17 protein-coding genes are annotated in these 19,340 nt (G+C 50.0%); 1 reads left to right on the plus strand and 16 read right to left on the minus strand.

Annotation, left to right across the window (positions count from 1 at the left end; all coding sequences use genetic code 11):
- Positions 1–339: 339 nt before the first annotated feature.
- The 16 genes from C2I18_RS00670 to C2I18_RS00745 all read right to left on the minus strand — a co-directional run bounded on the left by C2I18_RS00670 (position 340) and on the right by C2I18_RS00745 (position 18,646).
- Positions 340–1,101: a VOC family protein gene (locus C2I18_RS00670; protein ID WP_249899375.1), complete on the minus strand. Its 762-nt coding sequence runs from the start codon at positions 1,099–1,101 to the stop codon at positions 340–342.
- Complete coding sequence (gene proC, locus C2I18_RS00675; protein ID WP_249899376.1) at positions 1,101–1,910, minus strand: pyrroline-5-carboxylate reductase; 810 nt, start codon at positions 1,908–1,910, stop codon at positions 1,101–1,103. The genes C2I18_RS00670 and proC overlap by 1 nt, the downstream gene beginning before the upstream one ends.
- 17 nt (positions 1,911–1,927) lie before the next feature.
- A complete protein-coding gene (locus C2I18_RS00680) occupies positions 1,928–2,764 on the minus strand; it encodes a MetQ/NlpA family ABC transporter substrate-binding protein (protein ID WP_249899377.1) in 837 nt (278 codons plus the stop codon).
- Positions 2,765–2,776: 12 nt separating this feature from the next.
- A complete protein-coding gene (locus C2I18_RS00685) occupies positions 2,777–3,796 on the minus strand; it encodes a uroporphyrinogen decarboxylase family protein (protein ID WP_249899378.1) in 1,020 nt (339 codons plus the stop codon).
- A gap of 29 nt (positions 3,797–3,825) precedes the next feature.
- Positions 3,826–4,485 (minus strand): methionine ABC transporter permease, encoded by a 660-nt coding sequence (locus C2I18_RS00690; RefSeq protein WP_249899379.1) that lies wholly within the window; start codon positions 4,483–4,485, stop codon positions 3,826–3,828.
- Positions 4,460–5,503, minus strand: a complete 1,044-nt coding sequence (locus tag C2I18_RS00695; protein ID WP_249899380.1) for a methionine ABC transporter ATP-binding protein — start codon at positions 5,501–5,503, stop codon at positions 4,460–4,462. The genes C2I18_RS00690 and C2I18_RS00695 overlap by 26 nt, the downstream gene beginning before the upstream one ends.
- A gap of 36 nt (positions 5,504–5,539) precedes the next feature.
- Positions 5,540–6,709: an amidohydrolase gene (locus C2I18_RS00700; RefSeq protein WP_249899381.1), complete on the minus strand. Its 1,170-nt coding sequence runs from the start codon at positions 6,707–6,709 to the stop codon at positions 5,540–5,542.
- Between the two features lie 29 nt (positions 6,710–6,738).
- A complete protein-coding gene (locus C2I18_RS00705; RefSeq protein WP_249899382.1) occupies positions 6,739–7,410 on the minus strand; it encodes a GntR family transcriptional regulator in 672 nt (223 codons plus the stop codon).
- Between the two features lie 314 nt (positions 7,411–7,724).
- Positions 7,725–8,660 carry a hypothetical protein gene (locus C2I18_RS00710; RefSeq protein WP_249899383.1) on the minus strand — a complete coding sequence of 312 codons (936 nt, stop codon included), beginning with the start codon at positions 8,658–8,660 and terminating at the stop codon, positions 7,725–7,727.
- Positions 8,661–8,695: 35 nt separating this feature from the next.
- Positions 8,696–9,253, minus strand: coding sequence for a DUF4240 domain-containing protein (locus C2I18_RS00715; RefSeq protein WP_249899384.1), 558 nt, complete (start codon positions 9,251–9,253; stop codon positions 8,696–8,698).
- 542 nt (positions 9,254–9,795) lie between these two features.
- Positions 9,796–10,827 carry a zinc-binding alcohol dehydrogenase family protein gene (locus C2I18_RS00720; protein ID WP_249899385.1) on the minus strand — a complete coding sequence of 344 codons (1,032 nt, stop codon included), beginning with the start codon at positions 10,825–10,827 and terminating at the stop codon, positions 9,796–9,798.
- Positions 10,828–10,968: 141 nt separating this feature from the next.
- Positions 10,969–12,099 (minus strand): PTS transporter subunit EIIC, encoded by a 1,131-nt coding sequence (locus tag C2I18_RS00725; protein WP_249899386.1) that lies wholly within the window; start codon positions 12,097–12,099, stop codon positions 10,969–10,971.
- Positions 12,100–12,252: 153 nt separating this feature from the next.
- Entirely contained in the window at positions 12,253–13,809 is a 1,557-nt protein-coding gene (locus tag C2I18_RS00730; RefSeq protein ID WP_249899387.1) for an ABC-F family ATP-binding cassette domain-containing protein, read from the minus strand.
- Between the two features lie 113 nt (positions 13,810–13,922).
- The gene (locus C2I18_RS00735) at positions 13,923–14,813 is read right to left on the minus strand and encodes an amidohydrolase family protein (protein WP_249899388.1); all 891 of its coding nucleotides are present in this window, start codon (positions 14,811–14,813) and stop codon (positions 13,923–13,925) included.
- The gene (locus C2I18_RS00740) at positions 14,800–17,976 is read right to left on the minus strand and encodes a GNAT family N-acetyltransferase (RefSeq protein WP_249899389.1); all 3,177 of its coding nucleotides are present in this window, start codon (positions 17,974–17,976) and stop codon (positions 14,800–14,802) included. Before C2I18_RS00740 ends, C2I18_RS00735 begins: the two co-directional genes overlap by 14 nt.
- Positions 17,977–18,193: 217 nt before the next feature.
- Positions 18,194–18,646, minus strand: coding sequence for a hypothetical protein (locus C2I18_RS00745; RefSeq protein ID WP_249899390.1), 453 nt, complete (start codon positions 18,644–18,646; stop codon positions 18,194–18,196).
- Between the two features lie 198 nt (positions 18,647–18,844).
- Here C2I18_RS00745 and C2I18_RS00750 point away from each other — a divergent pair, with 198 nt between their 5' ends.
- Entirely contained in the window at positions 18,845–19,270 is a 426-nt protein-coding gene (locus C2I18_RS00750) for a hypothetical protein (RefSeq protein ID WP_249899391.1), read from the plus strand.
- Positions 19,271–19,340 lie beyond the last annotated feature (70 nt).

The raw sequence follows: 19,340 nt of genomic DNA on the forward strand, positions 1-19,340 counted from the left end.
CCGTTATTTCATCCGAAAGGGCTTAATTTACCCATCATTTAGCAAAATAAAGGAACGACGGTCCGTTAGCGGTGGAAACGGGGCGATATTAGGCAAATAACGGACGCAGTGTCCGTTAGCATGCGAAAGAGGACGAGACAGTTAACGGGTGCAGCGTCCGCAGACATGGAAACACAGCAGAGAAACCCTAGACAATTAAAAGGGCCGGGTTTCTCAAGCTGATTTTCCCTAAAATTCAGGCATGAAATATGCTAATATGGTAATATTTTCACATCAAAAATACCCATGTGATAAGTCACATGGGCATACAGAACTTATTTTAATACCAAAATAAATGTTCTAACTAAACACATATTCCCCATCACCAATTCGCAGTGTCTTTCCCTTGAGTGCAGCTGAATCGGTACTGAATATAACCTGCTTGAACTGATTCTCATCCCCCTGCGCAAAATCAAAAGATTGCTCTCCGACCTTCAGGCTGTATACGCCTTCTGATTCGCTGACAGGCAGGCCGAACAGCTCTCCCCAATGCGCAGCTGCAGCAGCAGGATCAGAGACACGGAATACCGCGCTTGCCATTTCAGCATGGCCCGCAGGATGAGGCTGAATGACGCCGGATGATGTTAACCGTTCCAGCCGCTCTTCATCGCTTCCGTTCCACTGGATGATAAACGGATAAGGCAGTCCGTGATAATCCCCGTCAATGGTCATCATCCGCCACTCAATCAACCGGCCTTCGTTATCCAGACGCTTGCCGTCGATAATAGGCGACAGTGCTAATCCCGCTGCCTTCAAGGAAGCTTCGATGGCTTCAATATCATCCGTCCGCAGCACGACTCTGCTTAAACCTTCATGCTCCGGAAGAAGCTTCACGGCATCCCTTACTACGACATTATGTTCAGTGGCCTTTGCGAGTTCCAGATTCTCGACACCGAGAAACTCAATATAGGTTAACCCGAAATAGCTCAAGGAGTTGTAGGTGCCCCAATTCTTGTGAGAACCTCCCCGGAAGGCAACCAGGCCATGGTCTCGGAAGATTCCGACCGGCTGGTCCAGGTCGTTCACATAATGCACCAGATGATCCCATTTCAGCGCTGCCATTATTTCTTCACTCCCAGCTCAGTCGTCCGTTTGACCGCTGCCCGTACACTTCTTTGCAGTCCGGCCGCAAAGTCACTGTTGTTCAGCTCGTAGAGCCCGTGCATGCCGACACCGCCCGGTGAATTGTTAATGTCGAGCAGCTGCCGCGGATGCAGTCCGGTCTGCCGCAGCATGGCTACCGCACCCAGCATATTCTCCAGCGCTACCTCCCAGGCCTGTTCGCGCGGCAGTCCGGCAAGTACACCGGCATCGACAAAAGATTCAATGAAATAATAGATATAATTGGGCCCGGCTACACCGAAGCCAGTAAAGATGTCGATGTAGGGCTCCTCCAGATACTGGACTTTTCCGAATCCCAGCAGGAAATCCTCCACTTGATCCCGGGTCGCATGCGCATTAAGAGTTACACCGCTATAACCGTATCCCGTATCGGTAAGCGTATTGGGAATGACCCGGATAATCGGACGCTCCCCGCCAAAATAACCGCCTAACTGCTCAATCGTTACCCCTGCCACAATCGATACAATAGCTGCAGCAGATGGCGCAAATTGCTGTACATTTTGTCCGACGGCTTGCAAATCATCCTGTGGACGGACGGCAATCACAATCAGGTCTGCTGCAGACAATCCCTGCTCAACTGCACGCCCTGTATCTATACCATACTTTGTATTTAACAGCTGAAGACGCGCTTCGTTAACATCCGCTACACTGATCTGGTCCGGCGTCAGGGTCCCACCTGCAATACATGCACGGATCATGGCTTCCGCCATCTGTCCTCCGCCGATAAAATGGATTTTTTGCCCTTTCACTGCATTCACTCCTTATCTTAGTTGTTATCCCATGCTTCCGGCAGAATGAAGCCGTCATATTTCTCCAGCCCGGTGATGTATTCTTCGAACTCTTTGGATTCATAAGCGGCCTTCAAGTCCTTGGCCCACTGAGTGTTTTCATCCTTTTTGTTAACAGATACGATAATTCTGTGCTGCATCGGCGTATTCTCAATCTTCAGTGCATCCGTAATTTTGTGGTCAGGTGAATTGGCAATGTAATTTCCGTTTACAACACCATAATCGACGTCCTGCAGGGAGACCAGAATTTGCGCCGGGTCCAGAATTTTGATATCAATATTGAACTTGTCCGCTTCCATGCTGTTAATGTTGAAATCCGCTACGCCCGCACCTTCTTTGATCTTGATCCAGCCCAGTTCCTCAAGAATACGCAGTGCGCGCTCCTGGTTGACGGGGTCGTTAGGCACAGCTACTGTAGTACCGTCTTTTACATCGTCCAATGTGGTATGATTTACAGAATAAAGGCCTTGCGGAGCACCCGGAACATAAGCAATCCCTGTCATATCTGCATCAATTTCTTCATTAATAGCTTCCATATAGGCTGTACTCTGGAAAATACTTGCGTCAATAGAACCTTCCTTCATCGCCGGATTGACCTGCATGTTTTGCGAGAAAGTTTTGATATCGACGGTATAGCCCTTCTCTTCCAAAATAGGCAGAATGGATTGACGGAATTGCTCCTCATAAGTTCCAACGCCGAACCCGACGGTAATTTCCTTCTTGTCTCCTGAGCTTTCTGCTGCATTATTGCCGTTACCGCAGGCGCTAAGCACCGCCATAACCCCAATCAGCAACACTACCATGAACTTTTTCATCACCTTCATCTCCTATTCGGTTACTATGTTTTTAAATTGTTCTAAGGCCTCATCTGTAACATTTAAGGGGATCGCACAGTTTGGCGATAGAATAAACGGCTGATTGTTCATTACCGACAAAGCTTCCCTGGCCTGCTGCTGAATTTGCTTGATGTCATTGACTGCAAACAGTCCATGATCCACTCCGCCGACTTTGGTCGCTTTGAGATTGGCTTCAAGGCCCGGATTGCCTTCGGCTATCGTATCCCAGCTGATTCCGTCAATACGGTAATCATTGAATTTCTCCGGCTGTGAATAAGCTCCGCATGTATGTAAAATATTTTTGCCGTAGCTTGCGGCTTCCAGCACAATGGAATCATAAGGCCGGGACAGCTCGTCAAACATCGCTGCATCAAATAATCCCGGATGTGCCGTACCTGTCACCGCATAGAACAAACCGTCTGAACCCGCCTTCTGCAGCTCCTGTACATAATCCGCTAACGTTAATGAAATGGCATGAAGCGCATGATGTGCGGCTGCCCGGTGTTCTTTGAACAAAGAATCCAGAGTCACCGGCTGCTCAATGCCGAACACGGTTTTCGTTACATAAGCGGAGCGCCCTAGAATAAACAGCAGCACGGTTAACGGTGAAAATACCGTCTGGATCAGCGGCGTATCAGGCAGCCCTTGACGGATTTTGCGTACCGCCTCCAGATGCTCCTGCAAAGATGCCGTTTCTGCTGCCTTTTTTACTTCGAGATCCCACAAATTTTCAGCTTTCGGGATCACCGTCGTCTTCTGTCTGGGAAACACAGTCTGGTAATCTGCAAAATCATACTGGTTGCCCCAGGCTTCAGCCAGGTAGGTTGCCCGCGGGTTAATTTTGACCCAGTCCCAGTCGTATTTTTGCGTAAAAGAAATCGTTGTCGCCGCCAAATCCTCCGCATTCTGTTCCTTGTCAATAAAATGGCGCCATCCGCTGACAATCGGGCGGTCTGCAAGCTCCCCGGATAACAGAGCTCTAAACCGGTCCTGCTTACTCCATTCACTCATCTGGCTGTCCTCCTTGGTATGTGTGATAACTAATAGCGGCGGATTTTCCGCGCCAGTGTGTTGCCTAAAGACTGAATTCCCTGTACCAGAATGATCAGAATGATTACGGTCGCTACAACAACTACAGTGTCAAAACGCTGGTATCCGTAGACAATCGCCAAATCCCCGACCCCGCCTCCGCCTACCGTCCCGGCCATCGCAGTGGCTCCAATTAACCCGATCGTGGCAGTGGTAAGCGACAGAATCAGTGATCCGACCGCTTCGGGCAGCAGAAAGTACCATATCACTTGAAAAGGAGTAGCTCCCATCGCTTCAGCGGCTTCCATGATTCCCGGATTGACTTCCAGCAGTGAGTTCTCTACCAGCCGTCCTATGTAAGGGGCGATATAGATAATCAGCGGTACAATTGCGGCACTGGTTCCAATCGATGTATGGACAATCCAGCGTGTAAACGGAATGATCGCCACCAGCAGAATGATAAACGGCAGTGAACGGACAACGTTGATGATTGGATTGAGAAGGGTATAGGTCACCTTGCTCTCCAATACACCGCCCGGCCGGGTGATGACCAGCAAAATTCCGATCGGCACCCCAAGCAGGGAACCGAACAGCAGGGATACCCCGACCATTTGAAAGGTTTCTATGATGGCCTGCATAAACTGCTCACCGGTTACTGTGGTCGAGAACATACGATTCTACCTCCTCTACGCCTACTTCATGACTTTTCAGGAAAGACAATGCCTTGTTCATCTCTGCTGCTTCACCTTTTAATTGAATGATCATGGTCCCCAGCGTGATCTCCTGAATTTCCGTCATATTTGCGAACAAAATATTGACCTTAACCTCACTGGAACGGATCAGTTCATATAAAATAGGTTCAGATGCGCTTTCCCCGACAAAATGAAGTTTGTACAGCCGGCCTCCGTGTTCTGCATTGACGGTCTTTTGCACGCTTGAGGTCATGCTGTTCTGAATCACCGTTTTTACAAAATTCTTCGTCGTCTCGTGCTTGGGGTGACCGAATACATCCAGCACACTTCCCTGCTCGATAATCCGGCCCTCTTCCATCACCGCTACCTTATTGCAAATCTCCTGAATGACAGACATCTCATGCGTGATAATCATCACCGTAATGTTGTATTCCGCATTGATCCGTTTCAGCAGCTGCAGGATGGATTGTGTCGTCTGCGGGTCCAGGGCTGAAGTTGCTTCGTCACACAATAGAATTGAGGGATTTGAGGCCAGCGCTCTGGCAATTCCGACACGCTGCTTCTGTCCGCCGGATAATTCACTCGGATAGCTGCCGGCCTTGTCGCTAAGTCCAACGAATTCGAGCAGCTCCAGCACCCGTTTGCGGATTTCCGCTTTATTTTTCTTCAGCAGCACCAGGGGAATGGCCACATTATCAAAGATTTTTTTGGATTCCAGCAGGTTAAAATGCTGAAAGATCATGCCGATGTTCTTCTTCGCCGCCCGCAGCTCTTTGTCGTTGTATTCACCCAAATCCCGGCCGGCTACCAGCACCTGGCCTTGGGTGGGTCTTTCCAGATAATTGACCAGCCGGATTAATGTACTTTTCCCCGCACCGCTATAGCCGATGACACCGAAGATATCCCCTTTTTCAACCTTAAGGCTGATCCCCTTCAGCGCATCTATCGTGATCCCTTTGCGGGTGAAGGTCTTGTGCACATTTCTTAATTCAATCATGTTCATTCCCCACAATCCTTTATGTAGATTTAAGAATCAGGATTCAGCTGTCTCCTGCAGCTTTCTTAATGCCTTCTCTGCCAATAATGCAAAATATTCAGCGGCAGGCAGGATCGCAGCCTCATCAACGTCAAATCGGGGGTGGTGCAGCGGATGATTCGGGCCTGCCCCGATATTTACAAAAGCACCCGGTATCTGCTGCAGATAAAAGGAGAAATCTTCGCCCCCCATTTGCGGCGGGATATCATGCACCTCGTAACCTGCCTGTGAGGCCACCTTTTTGGTAAAATCCGCCCATTCCCCATGATTAACCGTTGCCGGAGGTCCCGGATACCAGTGCAGTTTCGCCTCCGCTCCGGCTGCTGCCGCAATGCCTTCAATAATCCGGGTCATCTGAACCGGGATGTTCCGTCGGATCTCTTCATTGTAGGTGCGCACCGTACCTTCAAGTTCAACGGTCTCCGGCAGCACATTCCAGGTGAAGCCTCCGTTGATCCGGGTGACGCTCAGCACCACCGGCTCCAGCGTAGTATTTTGGCGGCTGACGACGGTTTGCAGCATCGTAATCATTTGCGCCGCGGTCACAATGGTGTCAACGCCATTCTCGGGGGTAGCCGCATGGGCACCCACGCCCTTTACCGTAATTTCGAACCGGTCTACGCCTGCCGTCAATGCTCCTGTCCGGGTTCCAAAAGATCCCGTAGGCAGCTCCGGCGAATTATGCAGTCCGAAGATGACATCCACATCCTTGAGACCACCGGATGCCAGTACACTTTCCGCCCCATGACCTGTTTCCTCCGCCGGCTGGAACAATACTCTGATTCTTCCCGGAAGTTCATGCTCGCGTTCTTTGAGTAAAAGTGCAGCTCCCAAAATGACAGCGGTATGGAAGTCGTGACCGCAGGCATGCATTTTTCCCGGGATCACAGAGGCAAAAGGCAGCTCTGTCTGCTCTTCAATCGGCAGTGCGTCGATATCACAGCGGATAGCGGCAACTGGCCCGCTGCCTTGCCCAATCTCGGCCATCAATCCGGTCGCCAAAGGGATATCAAGAATCCGGATGCCGGCCTGTGCCAGCCATTCACGCAGCTTCTTGGTCGTTCTGAACTCTTCGTAGCTAAGCTCCGGTTCGCGGTGCAGGTTCCTTCGGACCTCTATCAGCCGGTCAGCTAAAGTCTGGTCACGCTCATTAAGTGAACTACTCATTGAAGTTATCTCCTTTCGGGTGCCGAAGGTTATCCTTGTACGGTTACATCAATGCCTTTGATCCGTTCAAGTGCAGTAGACAGACTGTTCAAGATATGGTCCTTCATAGCCTGCTCTGCGCCGTCTTCGTTCTTGTCAGCAATCATCTGCAGAATATAGTTATGCTCTTCATCCGCCTGTGTGGTCCAATCCCCGTGCAGGGAGACGTAACGGCAGTAGCGGAGCGAACGGTCTCTCAATTGATTCAGCACTTTCTCAAAGGTCTTCAGTCCGCTTATTTCCGACAAGTAATCATGGAATTCAAAGCCGTAGGATACAAAGTTCTGATTATCACCCAGCTGAAAAGAATGCTTGATCTGTTCCATCATCACCGTTAACCTCTGAATATCTCTCGCGGTAGCGTTCCTGGCTGCATTTCTGGCGATATGGCCTTCAAGCATGCTGCGGATTTGAAAAATTTCTTCCACCTCTGAAAGGGTGAGCGGAGCTACCTTCAATCTTCCGTTCGGCTGGCGGACGAGAAAATCCTCATTCTCCAGTCTCTGAATGGCTTCTCTCAGCGGTGTACGGCTCACTCCCAGCAGGGCCGCCAAATTTTCTTCATTGACCGGCTGATTAGGCTCAAGCTCGCTGTCTATTATTTTTTGCTTCAAGGCATAGTAGGTATTGTCCTTGGACAGCCTTCGTGATCGCATCTCCATCTCTGTAATGCTCCTCGTCGATGTTTTTTTAGGCAGGTCGAAAAAATATTTGTATAATTGTATACAATTATTATTTTTAAATTTAAAATAGATGTATTCATCCAGTATTTGAAAGCTCATTTGGAAACTTTTCTCTGCTATCCAAGCTTTTTTCATACTATAATCCTATTATTCTCACTAGTCAAGTATGTTTTATAGGGGAATACTAGAAAGACATGAATCTGACAATTCTAAACGCTTTCCAGGCAGCACATAAAACGGCAGCAGCGCAAAAAAGCTCCTGTGGAATCACAGAAGCTTTTTCAGCAGAGCATTTACTTTTCTGCAGGAGCATTGCTCTTTAAAAAATCAGTTACAGCCTGAGTATTTTTATCGCCGTTTTTCTCCAGAAGGATCAGAAATTCGTCCAGCTGTGTCAGCAAAGGGCTGGCTTCGATCTCTTCCGGTCCTGCTTCCGACAGTGAGTTCTCATAAGCGATGGCTGCCGCCTCACTCATCAGCTTCGTTGTGTTATCGAACAGCGGTGTGTTTTGGGTTCCGTAAAATACATACATTTTGGCCGTCCTAAAGGATTCTTTTATAGCAGCTGTACGGTTGGAATTCTGGTAATTTTTCAAAAATGCTTCATACTGCACTGCCCGCTCCAAGACCTGGTACCAGTCAATCCGCAATGTCCCATTCACCGCAGACGGCTCTTCCGACTCGGCAGCCATCAGATCCATGTAGGTTTGCAGATCTTTGCTAATGTACGGTTTGAACACTTTGAAGCTTTTGTACTGGATAACCGGATAAAACAGCCTGCCGTCCGTCTCCAGCTTATAATCCATTGCCGTCAAATCCTGCAGGACCACACGGGTCTCATACTGCTTCACTTTGGAACGGGCCAGCACCATGGGCATGCCTGAAGTATAGATGCTTTTGATGTCCTTTTGAATAGCTGGTGTGTTCATTCGTTTGCTTGCTGTGGGCAGATAGGCTTTCAGGGCATTTTCCAGGTGCAATACCGCCACGTTGGCCTCAGCAGGAGTCATGTCACCAATCCGGTTGATTAAGGTAGCCTGGGCCAGACTCAGAGAGGTCGGCTTCTTCACCCTCTGCTCAAATAAATTAAATGCGGGCGTCGGCTTGGCCACCGCTGCTGCTTCTGTCCTCCCCCCCAAGGGGGCGAATACGGTTAAACTGGCACCGCTGAAGAGCAGCACTGAGCCGAGAACGGCAGCTACACTTTTCGTCAACGTTCCTCTATACATGCGGACACTCCTTTAAATAATGATCAAATCATTTCTTAGCCCAGCGGCTCCTCGCCGAATCTGGCCCATAGTACCGGATACCTTTCTTCCAGGTCATCCTCTTCCCAGTCAAACTCAATATTCTTAGGTTTAAATTGATAGCCCCGGGCTTCCAGTTCATCTAAAAACGCGATGTTCATGTCATTGTCATACTCGAATGACCCTGTTCTTGAATAGGTATATGCGTCTGTAGCAACCGACAGCATCTCTTCCAATTCGGGGTACACATCATTTTCCTGCAGGACTTCTTCAGACAAATATTCTGCGAGATATTCAGGATCATTCAGGACCCGGTTGTAAACATCCTCTCCCTGCGCGATTAACCAGCCCCTGAAATAATCAAATCCGTCATCTGAACAGCCTCCCAGCAGTACATAAGCTGCTCCCCATATGGCGGAGGTGTAGGACTGCTCCATTTTATTGATAAATTCAATTTCGAACCGGGCAATCTCATCTACGCTTGCCTTTGCTAATGTTTCGGTTAACCACTCAACCTGCTCTTTGCCATGCTGTCTGGATTGCTCTATAAGTTTCCAGAAAGAATTAGATGCCATTGTGGAAAACCTCCAGTTTTATATTGAGTGTCTGCTATCCCACAAACAAATCCGTTTCCTCAACCATCTCATTTCCATATTTTACAACACCGGTTATAGTTTATCATGGAGTTACAGGAAGCGCTAATATTCTTAAACAAACGGAGCGGGATCAAATGACTCCTAAAGCAGACGGTTCAGACGCCGAAAGTCCTTCGGGACCTTGGCCAGCTTAGTTGGAATTCCTCCACCTAATCTTGTCCTTTTTCATCATTTATAAGATTTAATAGGAAATTCTCCATCTATCCGGGCTGATATTGCCCTTTTGAGACTCAACCAGCCTATTTAAGTGGAGTTTTTCCAGTATGGATTGTAAAACAGGGATTTTGCGGAGGATTAAATGGAGAAATTCCACTTAGGTGGATCTGTACGACCTGTACTCGCTCCTTGAAACCATTTTCCATAATAGGGCTAATCAACAAGCCTGCAGAAAATACAAAAGAGAGCCTTTATGCCGCCTGCAGGCGGCACTCCAGCTCCCCTTCCTAACCTATTCCTAAACCTCAGAACCCCTCAAGCACTACCTTGCCTACGGTCCGGCCGGTTTCGAGCATAGCATGCGCCTTACGCAGGTTCGCCGCATTGATCGGTTCGAGCTTTTCTGTTGTAGTGGTAGTGATCACGCCTGCATTCACCAGCCGGGACACTTCATTCAGCAGCTTATGCTGTTCAATCATATCCGCTGTCTGGTAGGTGGAACGTGTGAACATCAGCTCCCAGACGAAGGTAACACTTTTGTTCTTGAGCAGGGTGAGATTAAGCAGTTCATCTGTCTCGACAATCGAGCAGATTTTCCCTTGCGGTGCGATGACCTCCGCCATGCTGTTCCAGTGTTTCTCGGTGCTGTTCAGGCACAGCACGTAGTCCACCTGTTCAAATCCGGCAGTCTGCAGCTGGGGAAGGAAGTCTTCAAAGTGGTTGATGACATGGTCGGCACCTTGCTTTCTAGCCCAATCCGCCGATTCCGGACGGGAAGCTGTACCGATAACCGTCAGGCCCGCATGTTTGGCCAGCTGAGTAGCGATGGAACCGACACCGCCGGCAGCGCCGATGATGAGTATCGTCCGGCCTGTATTATTCTCCTTGTGATCGGATACGCCCAGCCGGTCGTACAAGCTTTCCCATGCGGTTATCGCGGTCAGCGGAAGTGCAGCAGCCTGGGCGAAATCAAGGGATTCCGGTTTTGAGCCTACGATCCGTTCATCAACCAGATGGTATTCACTGTTCCCGCCCGGACGTGTGATACTCCCCGCATAATAAACCTCGTCACCGGGACTGAATAAGGTGCATTCCTCCCCGACCTGCTCCACCACACCGGCTACGTCCCAGCCCAGCACTTTAGGCGTGCTCTCGGTCCGGTTCTTTGGCGCACGCACTTTGACGTCTACCGGATTCACAGAAATGGCGATTACTTTGACAAGAATATCCCTGCCTGTTGGAACCGGCTTTTCAATCTCTGTGTCGATCAGACTTTCCGGGTCACCGATAGGTAGATATTTCAACAATCCTACAGCTTTCATGGTTCCTTGTGTCATCGCAATGCATCTCCTTATAGTCAATGTACTTTCTAATAGTTACCTCATGCATTTAGTATAGGGTATACATGCCATTTCGTTAAGAACGCACAATAATGTAAGATAGTATCAATTTGTATACTGATAGACTGCGCCTGATCATTACTCTGCCTGCTTGACGTTAGAACCGGTGACCGGTTCCGGCCCCAGCTTTACCAGCAGGGTGGCAATCAGAGCGATCAGAAACCCGGCAGCACAGGATATCAGAAACCCGCCGAATCCGGGTCCCAGATACGCCGGCAGAGTCGCCAGCCCCGGAAAAGCGAAGGAAATCGCCGATGCGCCGAACATCCCAACCATCGCGCCGCCGATCCCTCCCGCGCAGCAGACAATAATCATCGGCTTGCGCAGGGGCAGGTTCACGCCGAACATCGCAGGCTCGGTAACTCCGAACAAAGCCGAAATGGAGGCGGACAGGCTCAGGGTTTTGAACTTTTTGTCTCTGGCCTTGATGAACACCGCAAATGCCGCTCCTGCCTGCGCGAAGGCAGCCGGACCCATCAGCGCCAGCAGCGTATCCGAACCGTTCAGGCTGATATTGTTAATCGCCAGCGGCACCAGGCTCCAGTGCAGGCCGAAGATGACCATAGGCTGAATAATAGCTCCGATAACCAAACCTGCCCCTGCCGGACTGAGGTTATATACAAGACTGTAGCCCTGTGCAAGCACATCCCCGGCAAATGTACCCATCGGACCGAACACCAGCAGCGTGACAGCGGACACTACCACAATAGAGATAAGCGGGGTAAAGAAGTCACGAATCACTTCGGGCAGTATTTTGACACAGAACCGTTCAACATAGACCAACAAGCCTGCGGCGAGAATAATCGGTATGGCACTCGCGGGATAATTGACGGGAGTAATCCCCATGCCCAAAAACTGTATCGTCTCTTTGTCTGCAAAAAATGTGGTCAGATCCGGATATAACAGTACCCCCGCGATTACAACAGCCGTAAACGGATTAGCCCCGAATTTACGGGCAGACGTGTATGCCAGCAGAATAGGAAGATAGTAGAACAGGCTGTCTGCCATGGCATTCAGCACCGTATACGTTCCTTCTGTCTTGCTGATGAACTCCAGCGCCACTGCGCCAGCGAGTAGTCCCTTCATGATCCCCGCTGCACTAAGAATATTGACAATGGGCAAAAAGATCCCGGAAATGCCGTCAATAATCATATCTACAAAACGCTTAATGGACTGCTTATCGGATGCTGCCTGTTTATGTATTTTCATATGAATCACCTGTATCCTTCGCTTATGATCCGGTCTGCGCCGGTACCGCATCCAGTCACCCTTCCAGCCAAAAAAAGACCCGTAAGGATGCCGCTTCTTTCACAGCTATCATCTTACGGGTCTTTGTCACCGGCAACCAGTGCCGGAGCCGGATTAGAATACCTTTGTAGTCCACGATTCGCAGTTCCATGTTTCGGTTACGATATCGCGGTAAAATTCAGGTTCGTGGGAAATGAGCAGAATGCTGCCTTTATACGCTTTGAGCGCACGCTGCAGCTCGTCCTTCGCATCCACATCAAGGTGGTTGGTAGGCTCATCCAGTACCAGCAGGTTCGTCTCTCGGTTGATCAGCTTGCAAAGACGGACTTTGGCCTTCTCGCCGCCGCTCAGAACCGCGATCTTGCTCTCGATGTGCTTTGTCGTCAGGCCGCATTTGGCCAGTGCCGCACGGATTTCAAACTGGGTATAGGAAGGGAACTCGTTCCAGATCTCTTCAATACACGTATTGTAGTTCGCTTCCTTCATTTCCTGCTCGAAATAACCGATCTCCAAGAGATCGCCAAGCTTGACCGAACCGGAAATGGCCGGAATCTGGCCGAGAATGCTGCGCAGGAGCGTGGTTTTACCAATACCGTTCGCCCCGACCAGGGCAATCTTCTGTCCGCGTTCCATCCGCAGATTCAGCGGGCGTGACAGCGGGGAATCATAACCGATTACCAGCTCATTCGTCTCAAAAATCAGCTTGCCCGAAGTACGTGCATCCTTGAAGTTGAACTGCGGCTTCGGCTTTTCCTTGGCCAGCTCGATGACATCCATCTTATCCAGCTTCTTCTGCCGGGACATGGCCATGTTACGTGTAGCGACACTCGCCTTATTGCGGGCCACAAAATCCTTCAGATCAGCAATTTCCTGCTGCTGGCGTTTGAAGGCAGACTCCAGCTGCTGCTTCTTGGCCTCGTACACCTGCTGGAAATAGTCATAGTCACCCACGTAACGGCTCAGCGACTGATTCTCCATGTGGTAGATCAGGTTGATTACGCTGTTCAGGAACGGAATATCGTGGGAAATCAGAATGAAGGCATTCTCGTATTCCTGCAGGTAGCGTTTCAGCCATACAATGTGCTGCTCGTCCAGATAGTTCGTAGGCTCGTCAAGGAGCAGGATGTCCGGCTTCTCCAGCAGCAGCTTGGCAAGCAGTACCTTTGTCCGCTGTCCTCCGCTGAGATCGTGAACATCCTTATCCAGGCCAATATCCGTGAGACCGAGACCGCGCGCAGTTTCGTCGATTTTGGCATCGATCATATAAAAATCCTGGTTCGTCAGCGTATCCTGAATGGTTCCGACATCCTCCAGCAGCTGCTCCAGCTCCTCGGGGGTTACGTCTCCCATCCTGCCGTACATGTCATTCATTTCCTGCTCCATATCGAACAGATACTGGAACGCCCCGCGCAGCACATCACGGATCGATTGACCCTTGGTAAGCACCGCATGCTGGTCCAGGTAACCGGTACGCACACGTTTGGCCCATTCGACTTTGCCGTCGTCCGGCTGCAGCTTGCCTGTGATGATGTTCATGAAGGTGGATTTACCTTCTCCGTTGGCGCCGATCAGACCGATATGTTCGCCTTTCAGCAGGCGGAAGGATACATCGTTAAAAATCGCACGGTCCCCAAAACCGTGACTGAGACGTTCTACATTTAATATGCTCATGAAATTAACACCTTTTCCTTTATACTGTATACTCGTCATATTATAAAGGTTAAAGCGCCACAACTCCATACGGTTTGAAAAAAGCTTGCAAAAATTTATACGGTTTCTGTACCTTACCGCACGTTTGGCTTCAAAGCGGCAATCCGCTGCCCGATGCGCGGAAACAGTCCGAAAGCATTCCTGTAGAACACCTCATCATGATGCTGCTCCGGCACGAGCCGGCGGACAAATTCCGCATACAGGTCAATCGGTGCAAGCGGCCAGTCGGTGCCGAACAGCATTTTGTCATAGTGGTCAGAGTACACCAGCGCCCGGCGGAAATGGTCCATGAACAAGGGTTCATTCATGAACCGCTCGAAATGGGGCCGGTCCCCGACGACCAGGCCGGACAGATCGGCATACACATTGGGGTTCTTCGCGACCACTTCGGCCGCATCCATCACCCAGGGATCCCCGAGATGGCAGATCATAAAATTCACGTTACGCCGCTGAAAGGCAAGCTCGTCTACGGTAAGCGGATGTGAGTACTTCAGCAGTCCGTTCATGGAATAGGTATCTCCTGTATGAATGACCACGGGCACGTTATACCTGGCTGCCAGCTCGTAGACCGGTGCATAAATCGCGTCATAGACATAATGGTGATAATATCCTGCGTACAGCTTGATGCCTGCTACTTCGGGAGCCTGCAGCCGCGCTTCGATCCGGTCCAGCTCCTCCAGGGCACTCTCCCCGTTCAGCCGGTTTGGATTGATCCCCACACACTCCATTAAGAAAGGCGGCACACTGTCTTCGAGATCAAGCCGCATCGGATTGGGCGAAGCAGAATCGGGGAAGGCTCCTCTGGTCTGCTCCGTAACTCCCATGCCGATACCCATTATGACGTCGTTCTTATCGAACTCCGCCTTAAGACCGGCAGCGGAATAATCGACCTTGGACAAGTTCAGCGCCGTCTGGTGGAAGCTGTCAATGTCTGATAAATGAATATGGATATCAATGATCGGCACTGTGACTCTCCTTTTCATCCACAGGATTAGTAAATTTAAGCTTCAGAAGGGCCCGCACATCTGCCAATTGAACAGGAATTTGGCCCAGAATCAGGAAGGTCGGCTCTGTCCAGACCGTTTCTCCGCTCCGTATGGACAGCGGATGTTCTATATTATGTGAGAATACTTTGTTATTCACATAGACTGAGGCCTGCTGGCTGGGATAGCTGTGTACCAGATGCAGCATATCCTTGCGCTTAGCTGTACCGATCCGGATGATTCCTCTGGTATCAAGCTCCGCCTCAACAGTTCCCAGAAGGAATTTCCCCTCACCCGGGAGCTCAAACCAGTTGTCTGCAAAGACAGGCGAAGGCTGGAAATAGCTTTCTTCGGATAAGGAAAACCAGGGCAGAAGATGCCCGCTTCCATTGGTCACCGAATGCAGGATACAGAGTACGGGAACGCCTGGCAGCATAAGATAGTGCTGATCGACGATAATTCCCCGTCCCGACTGCTGTTTTTCTATAGAAGTGGTCAGCCGCAGCCCTTCCCAGACATTGCCCTGGGCATCCTGTTTCTTCACAAAGACTGTATGTCTCGGCTCCTCCTGGCGGCTGAACCCGCCGATACCGGGAATACTCACGCCGAGCCCGCCATGCCAGGGATTCCACCAGGAGCGCGGCTGTGCGATCGGATAGGAGCTGTCCAGCCATTCCATATCATGAAGCTTCAGTGAATGCACAACATTTCCGAATTCCGGGGCCGCCGCAATTGAGATCACGCCATTGCTGACGGTATAGACCGGTCCTGCATGGGCCGGACCTTCTTCAATTGTACATTTTACAGCTTCAGCCGATTGCGGGAACCATAGACCAGACCGTTCTTGAATGCGGTCCTCTCCCATGTACAAGGCTCTAACCTTCTGTGTGGACCGGCCATCATCCGGCAATTCAATTGCCTCAGAAGACAGGCCAAAATCGGCAGAGCGCAAATTCTGCTCCGTGGTAAACACAGTATGGGCTGCTTTATATTCTTCTTGGCCATCCTGCTGTACATAAAGCTCAAGACTGCCGGCAAGCGGGGTCATCTTTCTTTCGGTAAGCTCAGCCTGGAGCCTGCCAGCCGCAAAAGGATTGCCTCCGCCAAGCGTAAGCTCCAGATGATCGTCCAGTACCGGCACGGTATTCTCCCGCTGTTTCCGGGCATAAGCGCGGAAGTCTGACCACTTGGGAAAAGTGTTCAACGCAAACACCATGGCTGTTGTCCGGATGGACTCTCCTGCCGGAATCACGCCCAGTTCATGCTCAAGCCCAAGGGTATACTCCGGACGGCTCAGCTTAAGGGATGGGTCCCAGCAAATTCCGCAGGTCACATTCTCCTCCTTGCAGAACAGCCAGTTCTCTGTGATTTGGGCACTGTCCCAGTATCCCGGATCACCGGAATACGCATCGCCCATATCCACATAACGTCCCTGATAAGGCAGAATAAGCCGTTTGCCGTAAAAACCAAAGCTGGTCAATACAAACACTTTCTCTTCGCGGGCTGCGCTGCCTGTATTGCCTACTTCATAATAAAACTCGGTAATCCCGCTTGCGGACAGTTTCGCCACCATTGTGATCATAAGATCCGGAAAGTCATCAGAGTCGTAGACCACCTCAAGGACCTGGGCATCACCTTCACTATATACCTTCGCCGCTCTGGCCTGTTTCTTGGACAGTTCTTCCGAGAAAGGCTTGCCCAGCCGCGGGAAGGCCAGCCAAAAGCTGTGGCGGGAGCCGGTATATTCAACCCACATGACATTATCGATTCTGCTCATATGAAGGGAGTATGGACCGTTTACAGCAACCCACTGATCGCCTGACTGCCCGCCAAAGCGGCCTTGGCTTCCTTTGAAGAGGACAGATAATTTGCTTGTAAATAAGACTGCTGTATGACCGGCAGGAGTGGCAGTCACCAGGGCGTCCTTGGTGTAAAGGCCGTAAGAACGCAGGCTGAAGGGTACCGGAATAGAAGCTTTGCCTTTTGCCTGAACCTTGAACCGGATGGTCTGTTCGCCCCACTCCAGGAATTCTTCCTCAGGCAGTTCAAAAGCAAACTCCGCCTCACAGTCATAACTGTTCTCCACATTCAGATACAGCTCCGCAGGAAGCCCCGGATACAGTTCCCGGGCCGGCAAGACCATACTCATCTTCACCGGAAATTTAGGTGCGATGCCAATGCCGAATTCTGCCCGTCTGCCGCCGATAATCCAGCTGCTCCGGACAGCAGGGTGGGTCTTCTTCTCATTCTGTTCTTCCAGAACAGGCCCCAGCCTGTAGTCCCCCTCCACCACAACGGATTCACCGGGAGCAAGTGTATAGGCTGCAGTCAGCCCAAAGGTAATATTCTTGTCATTCTGTCCCTGAATTTCAACCGCCAGCTCAGAAGCGGAACGGTTCTTAATGTGATAACGAATGTTGTATGTAGAGCCAAACACAAGATCATGGCCATCCATTTCGGTCGAGATTTCAAAGTCAGGCGTGTCAAGCGCCGTCAGTCCCCGGCCGGTTTTCTCGAATTCGGCCCGCAGGAAGAGCTCTCCCTTCTGCCAGGTGTACTCCAGAAAATCAAAGCCGCGCTCCCGGCGTCCGTCCGGCTGAAGGGCAATCTCGCGGGTGCTGTCCCCATACCAGTCCAGCTCTTCAAAGTAAGGCGCAAGCGCCTCTGTCTGCAGAACGGCGGGAATGAAATTCATCAGATGAACGTAGCTTTCATTCTTTTCCCAGAAGAAGCCGCATTTCTTGTACATCGGCACGGCCTTGGTATTGCCTGCCCAGGTGAACAGATCCAGCCGCGGCCAGCCGAGTTCGACAGTCCTGCGGACAGCGTGCAGAATCAGATTGCGGCCCACCTTGTGACCGTGATAATCCGGCCGGACATTCAGCAGAGGAACGTATAATGCCCCTTCATCCTGGCGGTAGTGCGCAAAGCTGCAGAAGCCGACCACTTCCCTGCCGGCAACAGCAAGAAAGACATGTAAATGGGAGGATGCTTCCATTTCCCGGCGTACGGTGTCTTCGGTTCTCTGATTGGTGCCGCCGCCCCAGCTTTCGCTGCTGCGGTTCCACATTTCAGCCAGCGCGCCTGCGTAGGAAGGATCATATTCTATGATGTGTACTGTGTCGGTAATCGTATTTGTTGTCATGAGTTCAACTCCTTACCTCAAATGAGAGGATGTAATCAGCTGCGGCAGAGCAAATCCAGCCCTATAAGCCCTTATTATACAATTTACTGGAAAATATTACGAGGTAACAAATGCTTATAATCAAACAGAACCTTACAGCATATCCGGGGCAAATTGAAACAGCGGCAGCCGGGGACCGTATAAAGCCCTGAACTGCCGCTGCGGTATGGATACAAGGTTAACTCTCTCTTTTCTGTCCGAAATACATTAAATGATAGATAACAATCTGAAAGAACAGAAAGATCATCGCTGCTGTTGTTGACACCAAAATATAGTAGGATATGAACTCGGTCTTGAGGTAAAAGACAGTCACAATGGCGCCGCTGATCACTCCCAGTATAAGGTAGGTGGTCATAATGATGAATTTCCCCTTCATCCCGTTCAAACTGAAACGTTTTAGGATGACACTGTCAAAAAGAGGTGACAAGATTAATCCCATAATAATAAAAATAAAGAAGTCCGGAACAAAATTAAAGGCAAACAGCACACTGAACGAATGATACCCTACATCCATTGTTCTTTCCGATACCGGGGTGTATACTCTCCATGAGTTATACAAACTAAAAACAATGGCCGATACAATAGCAGCTATAAATTTGATCAGCATAAATCTGTAACCGTCACTGCGCATTTGTTCACCCTCTTAGCCTGTATTTGCCAGATGATTAACATTACCCACTTGAAAGTGATTTGTTTCCTGAATTATCCTGTTATATACTAAGTGGGAATTCTGTGTGAGGTTTGTCACGTCAACAAATCACAGAGATGGAGTGATACGATGAGCAGAATATCCTGGAGAACCGCTTCAACGCTTCTGATAACAGCTGCAATGGCAGCAGTGCTGGGCGCATGTTCGGACAATAATTCAGCCAATTCCGCAACAGAGACCAAAAATGCAGCAAATTCAAGCAGCGCAGCAGATTCAAAAGATACTGGCAATAACAGGCCCGAGTACTTGCCGGAAGACTTTCCGTTGCGGGATGATGCTGACATAACCAAATCTACATCGGGACAAACTGACGGCAAAAAGTCTGCACTCTTAATCTTCACATCCCGGGAGAAGGTAGACCAACTGGCCGAGACCTATAAAAACTATTTCCGGGATAAGGGTCTGGATGATGCGGGACAAATGATTGATGACAAGAACATCGTAATTCAAGGCTCAACGGACAAAGAGCAATGGTCTCTGATTGGCGGCGCCCTGTCTGCACAGGAAGGCACAACTGAACTGACATTAACCTGGTCTGAATTATAAATAGCGGTTTTGATGAATGTCCTAAAAGAGCGGATTTCTCAAGACCGCTTTTTTCGTATGACAGCATGCT

The sequence above is a fragment of the Paenibacillus sp. PK3_47 genome (genome assembly GCF_023520895.1).
Classification (GTDB): Bacteria; Bacillota; Bacilli; order Paenibacillales; family Paenibacillaceae; genus Paenibacillus_AQ.

What these genes read in the sequence shown, in the direction of transcription:
- C2I18_RS00740 (WP_249899389.1), bottom strand. Translation starts at nt 17,976, where the DNA reads ATGACAACAAATACGATTACCGACACAGTACACATCATAGAATATGAT.
- C2I18_RS00670 (WP_249899375.1), bottom strand. Translation starts at nt 1,101, where the DNA reads ATGGCAGCGCTGAAATGGGATCATCTGGTGCATTATGTGAACGACCTG.
- C2I18_RS00750 (WP_249899391.1), top strand. Translation starts at nt 18,845, where the DNA reads ATGGCAGCAGTGCTGGGCGCATGTTCGGACAATAATTCAGCCAATTCC.
- C2I18_RS00715 (WP_249899384.1), bottom strand. Translation starts at nt 9,253, where the DNA reads ATGGCATCTAATTCTTTCTGGAAACTTATAGAGCAATCCAGACAGCAT.
- C2I18_RS00700 (WP_249899381.1), bottom strand. Translation starts at nt 6,709, where the DNA reads ATGAGTAGTTCACTTAATGAGCGTGACCAGACTTTAGCTGACCGGCTG.
- C2I18_RS00725 (WP_249899386.1), bottom strand. Translation starts at nt 12,099, where the DNA reads ATGAAAATACATAAACAGGCAGCATCCGATAAGCAGTCCATTAAGCGT.
- C2I18_RS00685 (WP_249899378.1), bottom strand. Translation starts at nt 3,796, where the DNA reads ATGAGTGAATGGAGTAAGCAGGACCGGTTTAGAGCTCTGTTATCCGGG.
- C2I18_RS00745 (WP_249899390.1), bottom strand. Translation starts at nt 18,646, where the DNA reads ATGCGCAGTGACGGTTACAGATTTATGCTGATCAAATTTATAGCTGCT.
- C2I18_RS00710 (WP_249899383.1), bottom strand. Translation starts at nt 8,660, where the DNA reads ATGTATAGAGGAACGTTGACGAAAAGTGTAGCTGCCGTTCTCGGCTCA.
- C2I18_RS00695 (WP_249899380.1), bottom strand. Translation starts at nt 5,503, where the DNA reads ATGATTGAATTAAGAAATGTGCACAAGACCTTCACCCGCAAAGGGATC.
- C2I18_RS00680 (WP_249899377.1), bottom strand. Translation starts at nt 2,764, where the DNA reads ATGAAAAAGTTCATGGTAGTGTTGCTGATTGGGGTTATGGCGGTGCTT.
- C2I18_RS00705 (WP_249899382.1), bottom strand. Translation starts at nt 7,410, where the DNA reads ATGGAGATGCGATCACGAAGGCTGTCCAAGGACAATACCTACTATGCC.
- C2I18_RS00730 (WP_249899387.1), bottom strand. Translation starts at nt 13,809, where the DNA reads ATGAGCATATTAAATGTAGAACGTCTCAGTCACGGTTTTGGGGACCGT.
- C2I18_RS00690 (WP_249899379.1), bottom strand. Translation starts at nt 4,485, where the DNA reads ATGTTCTCGACCACAGTAACCGGTGAGCAGTTTATGCAGGCCATCATA.
- C2I18_RS00720 (WP_249899385.1), bottom strand. Translation starts at nt 10,827, where the DNA reads ATGACACAAGGAACCATGAAAGCTGTAGGATTGTTGAAATATCTACCT.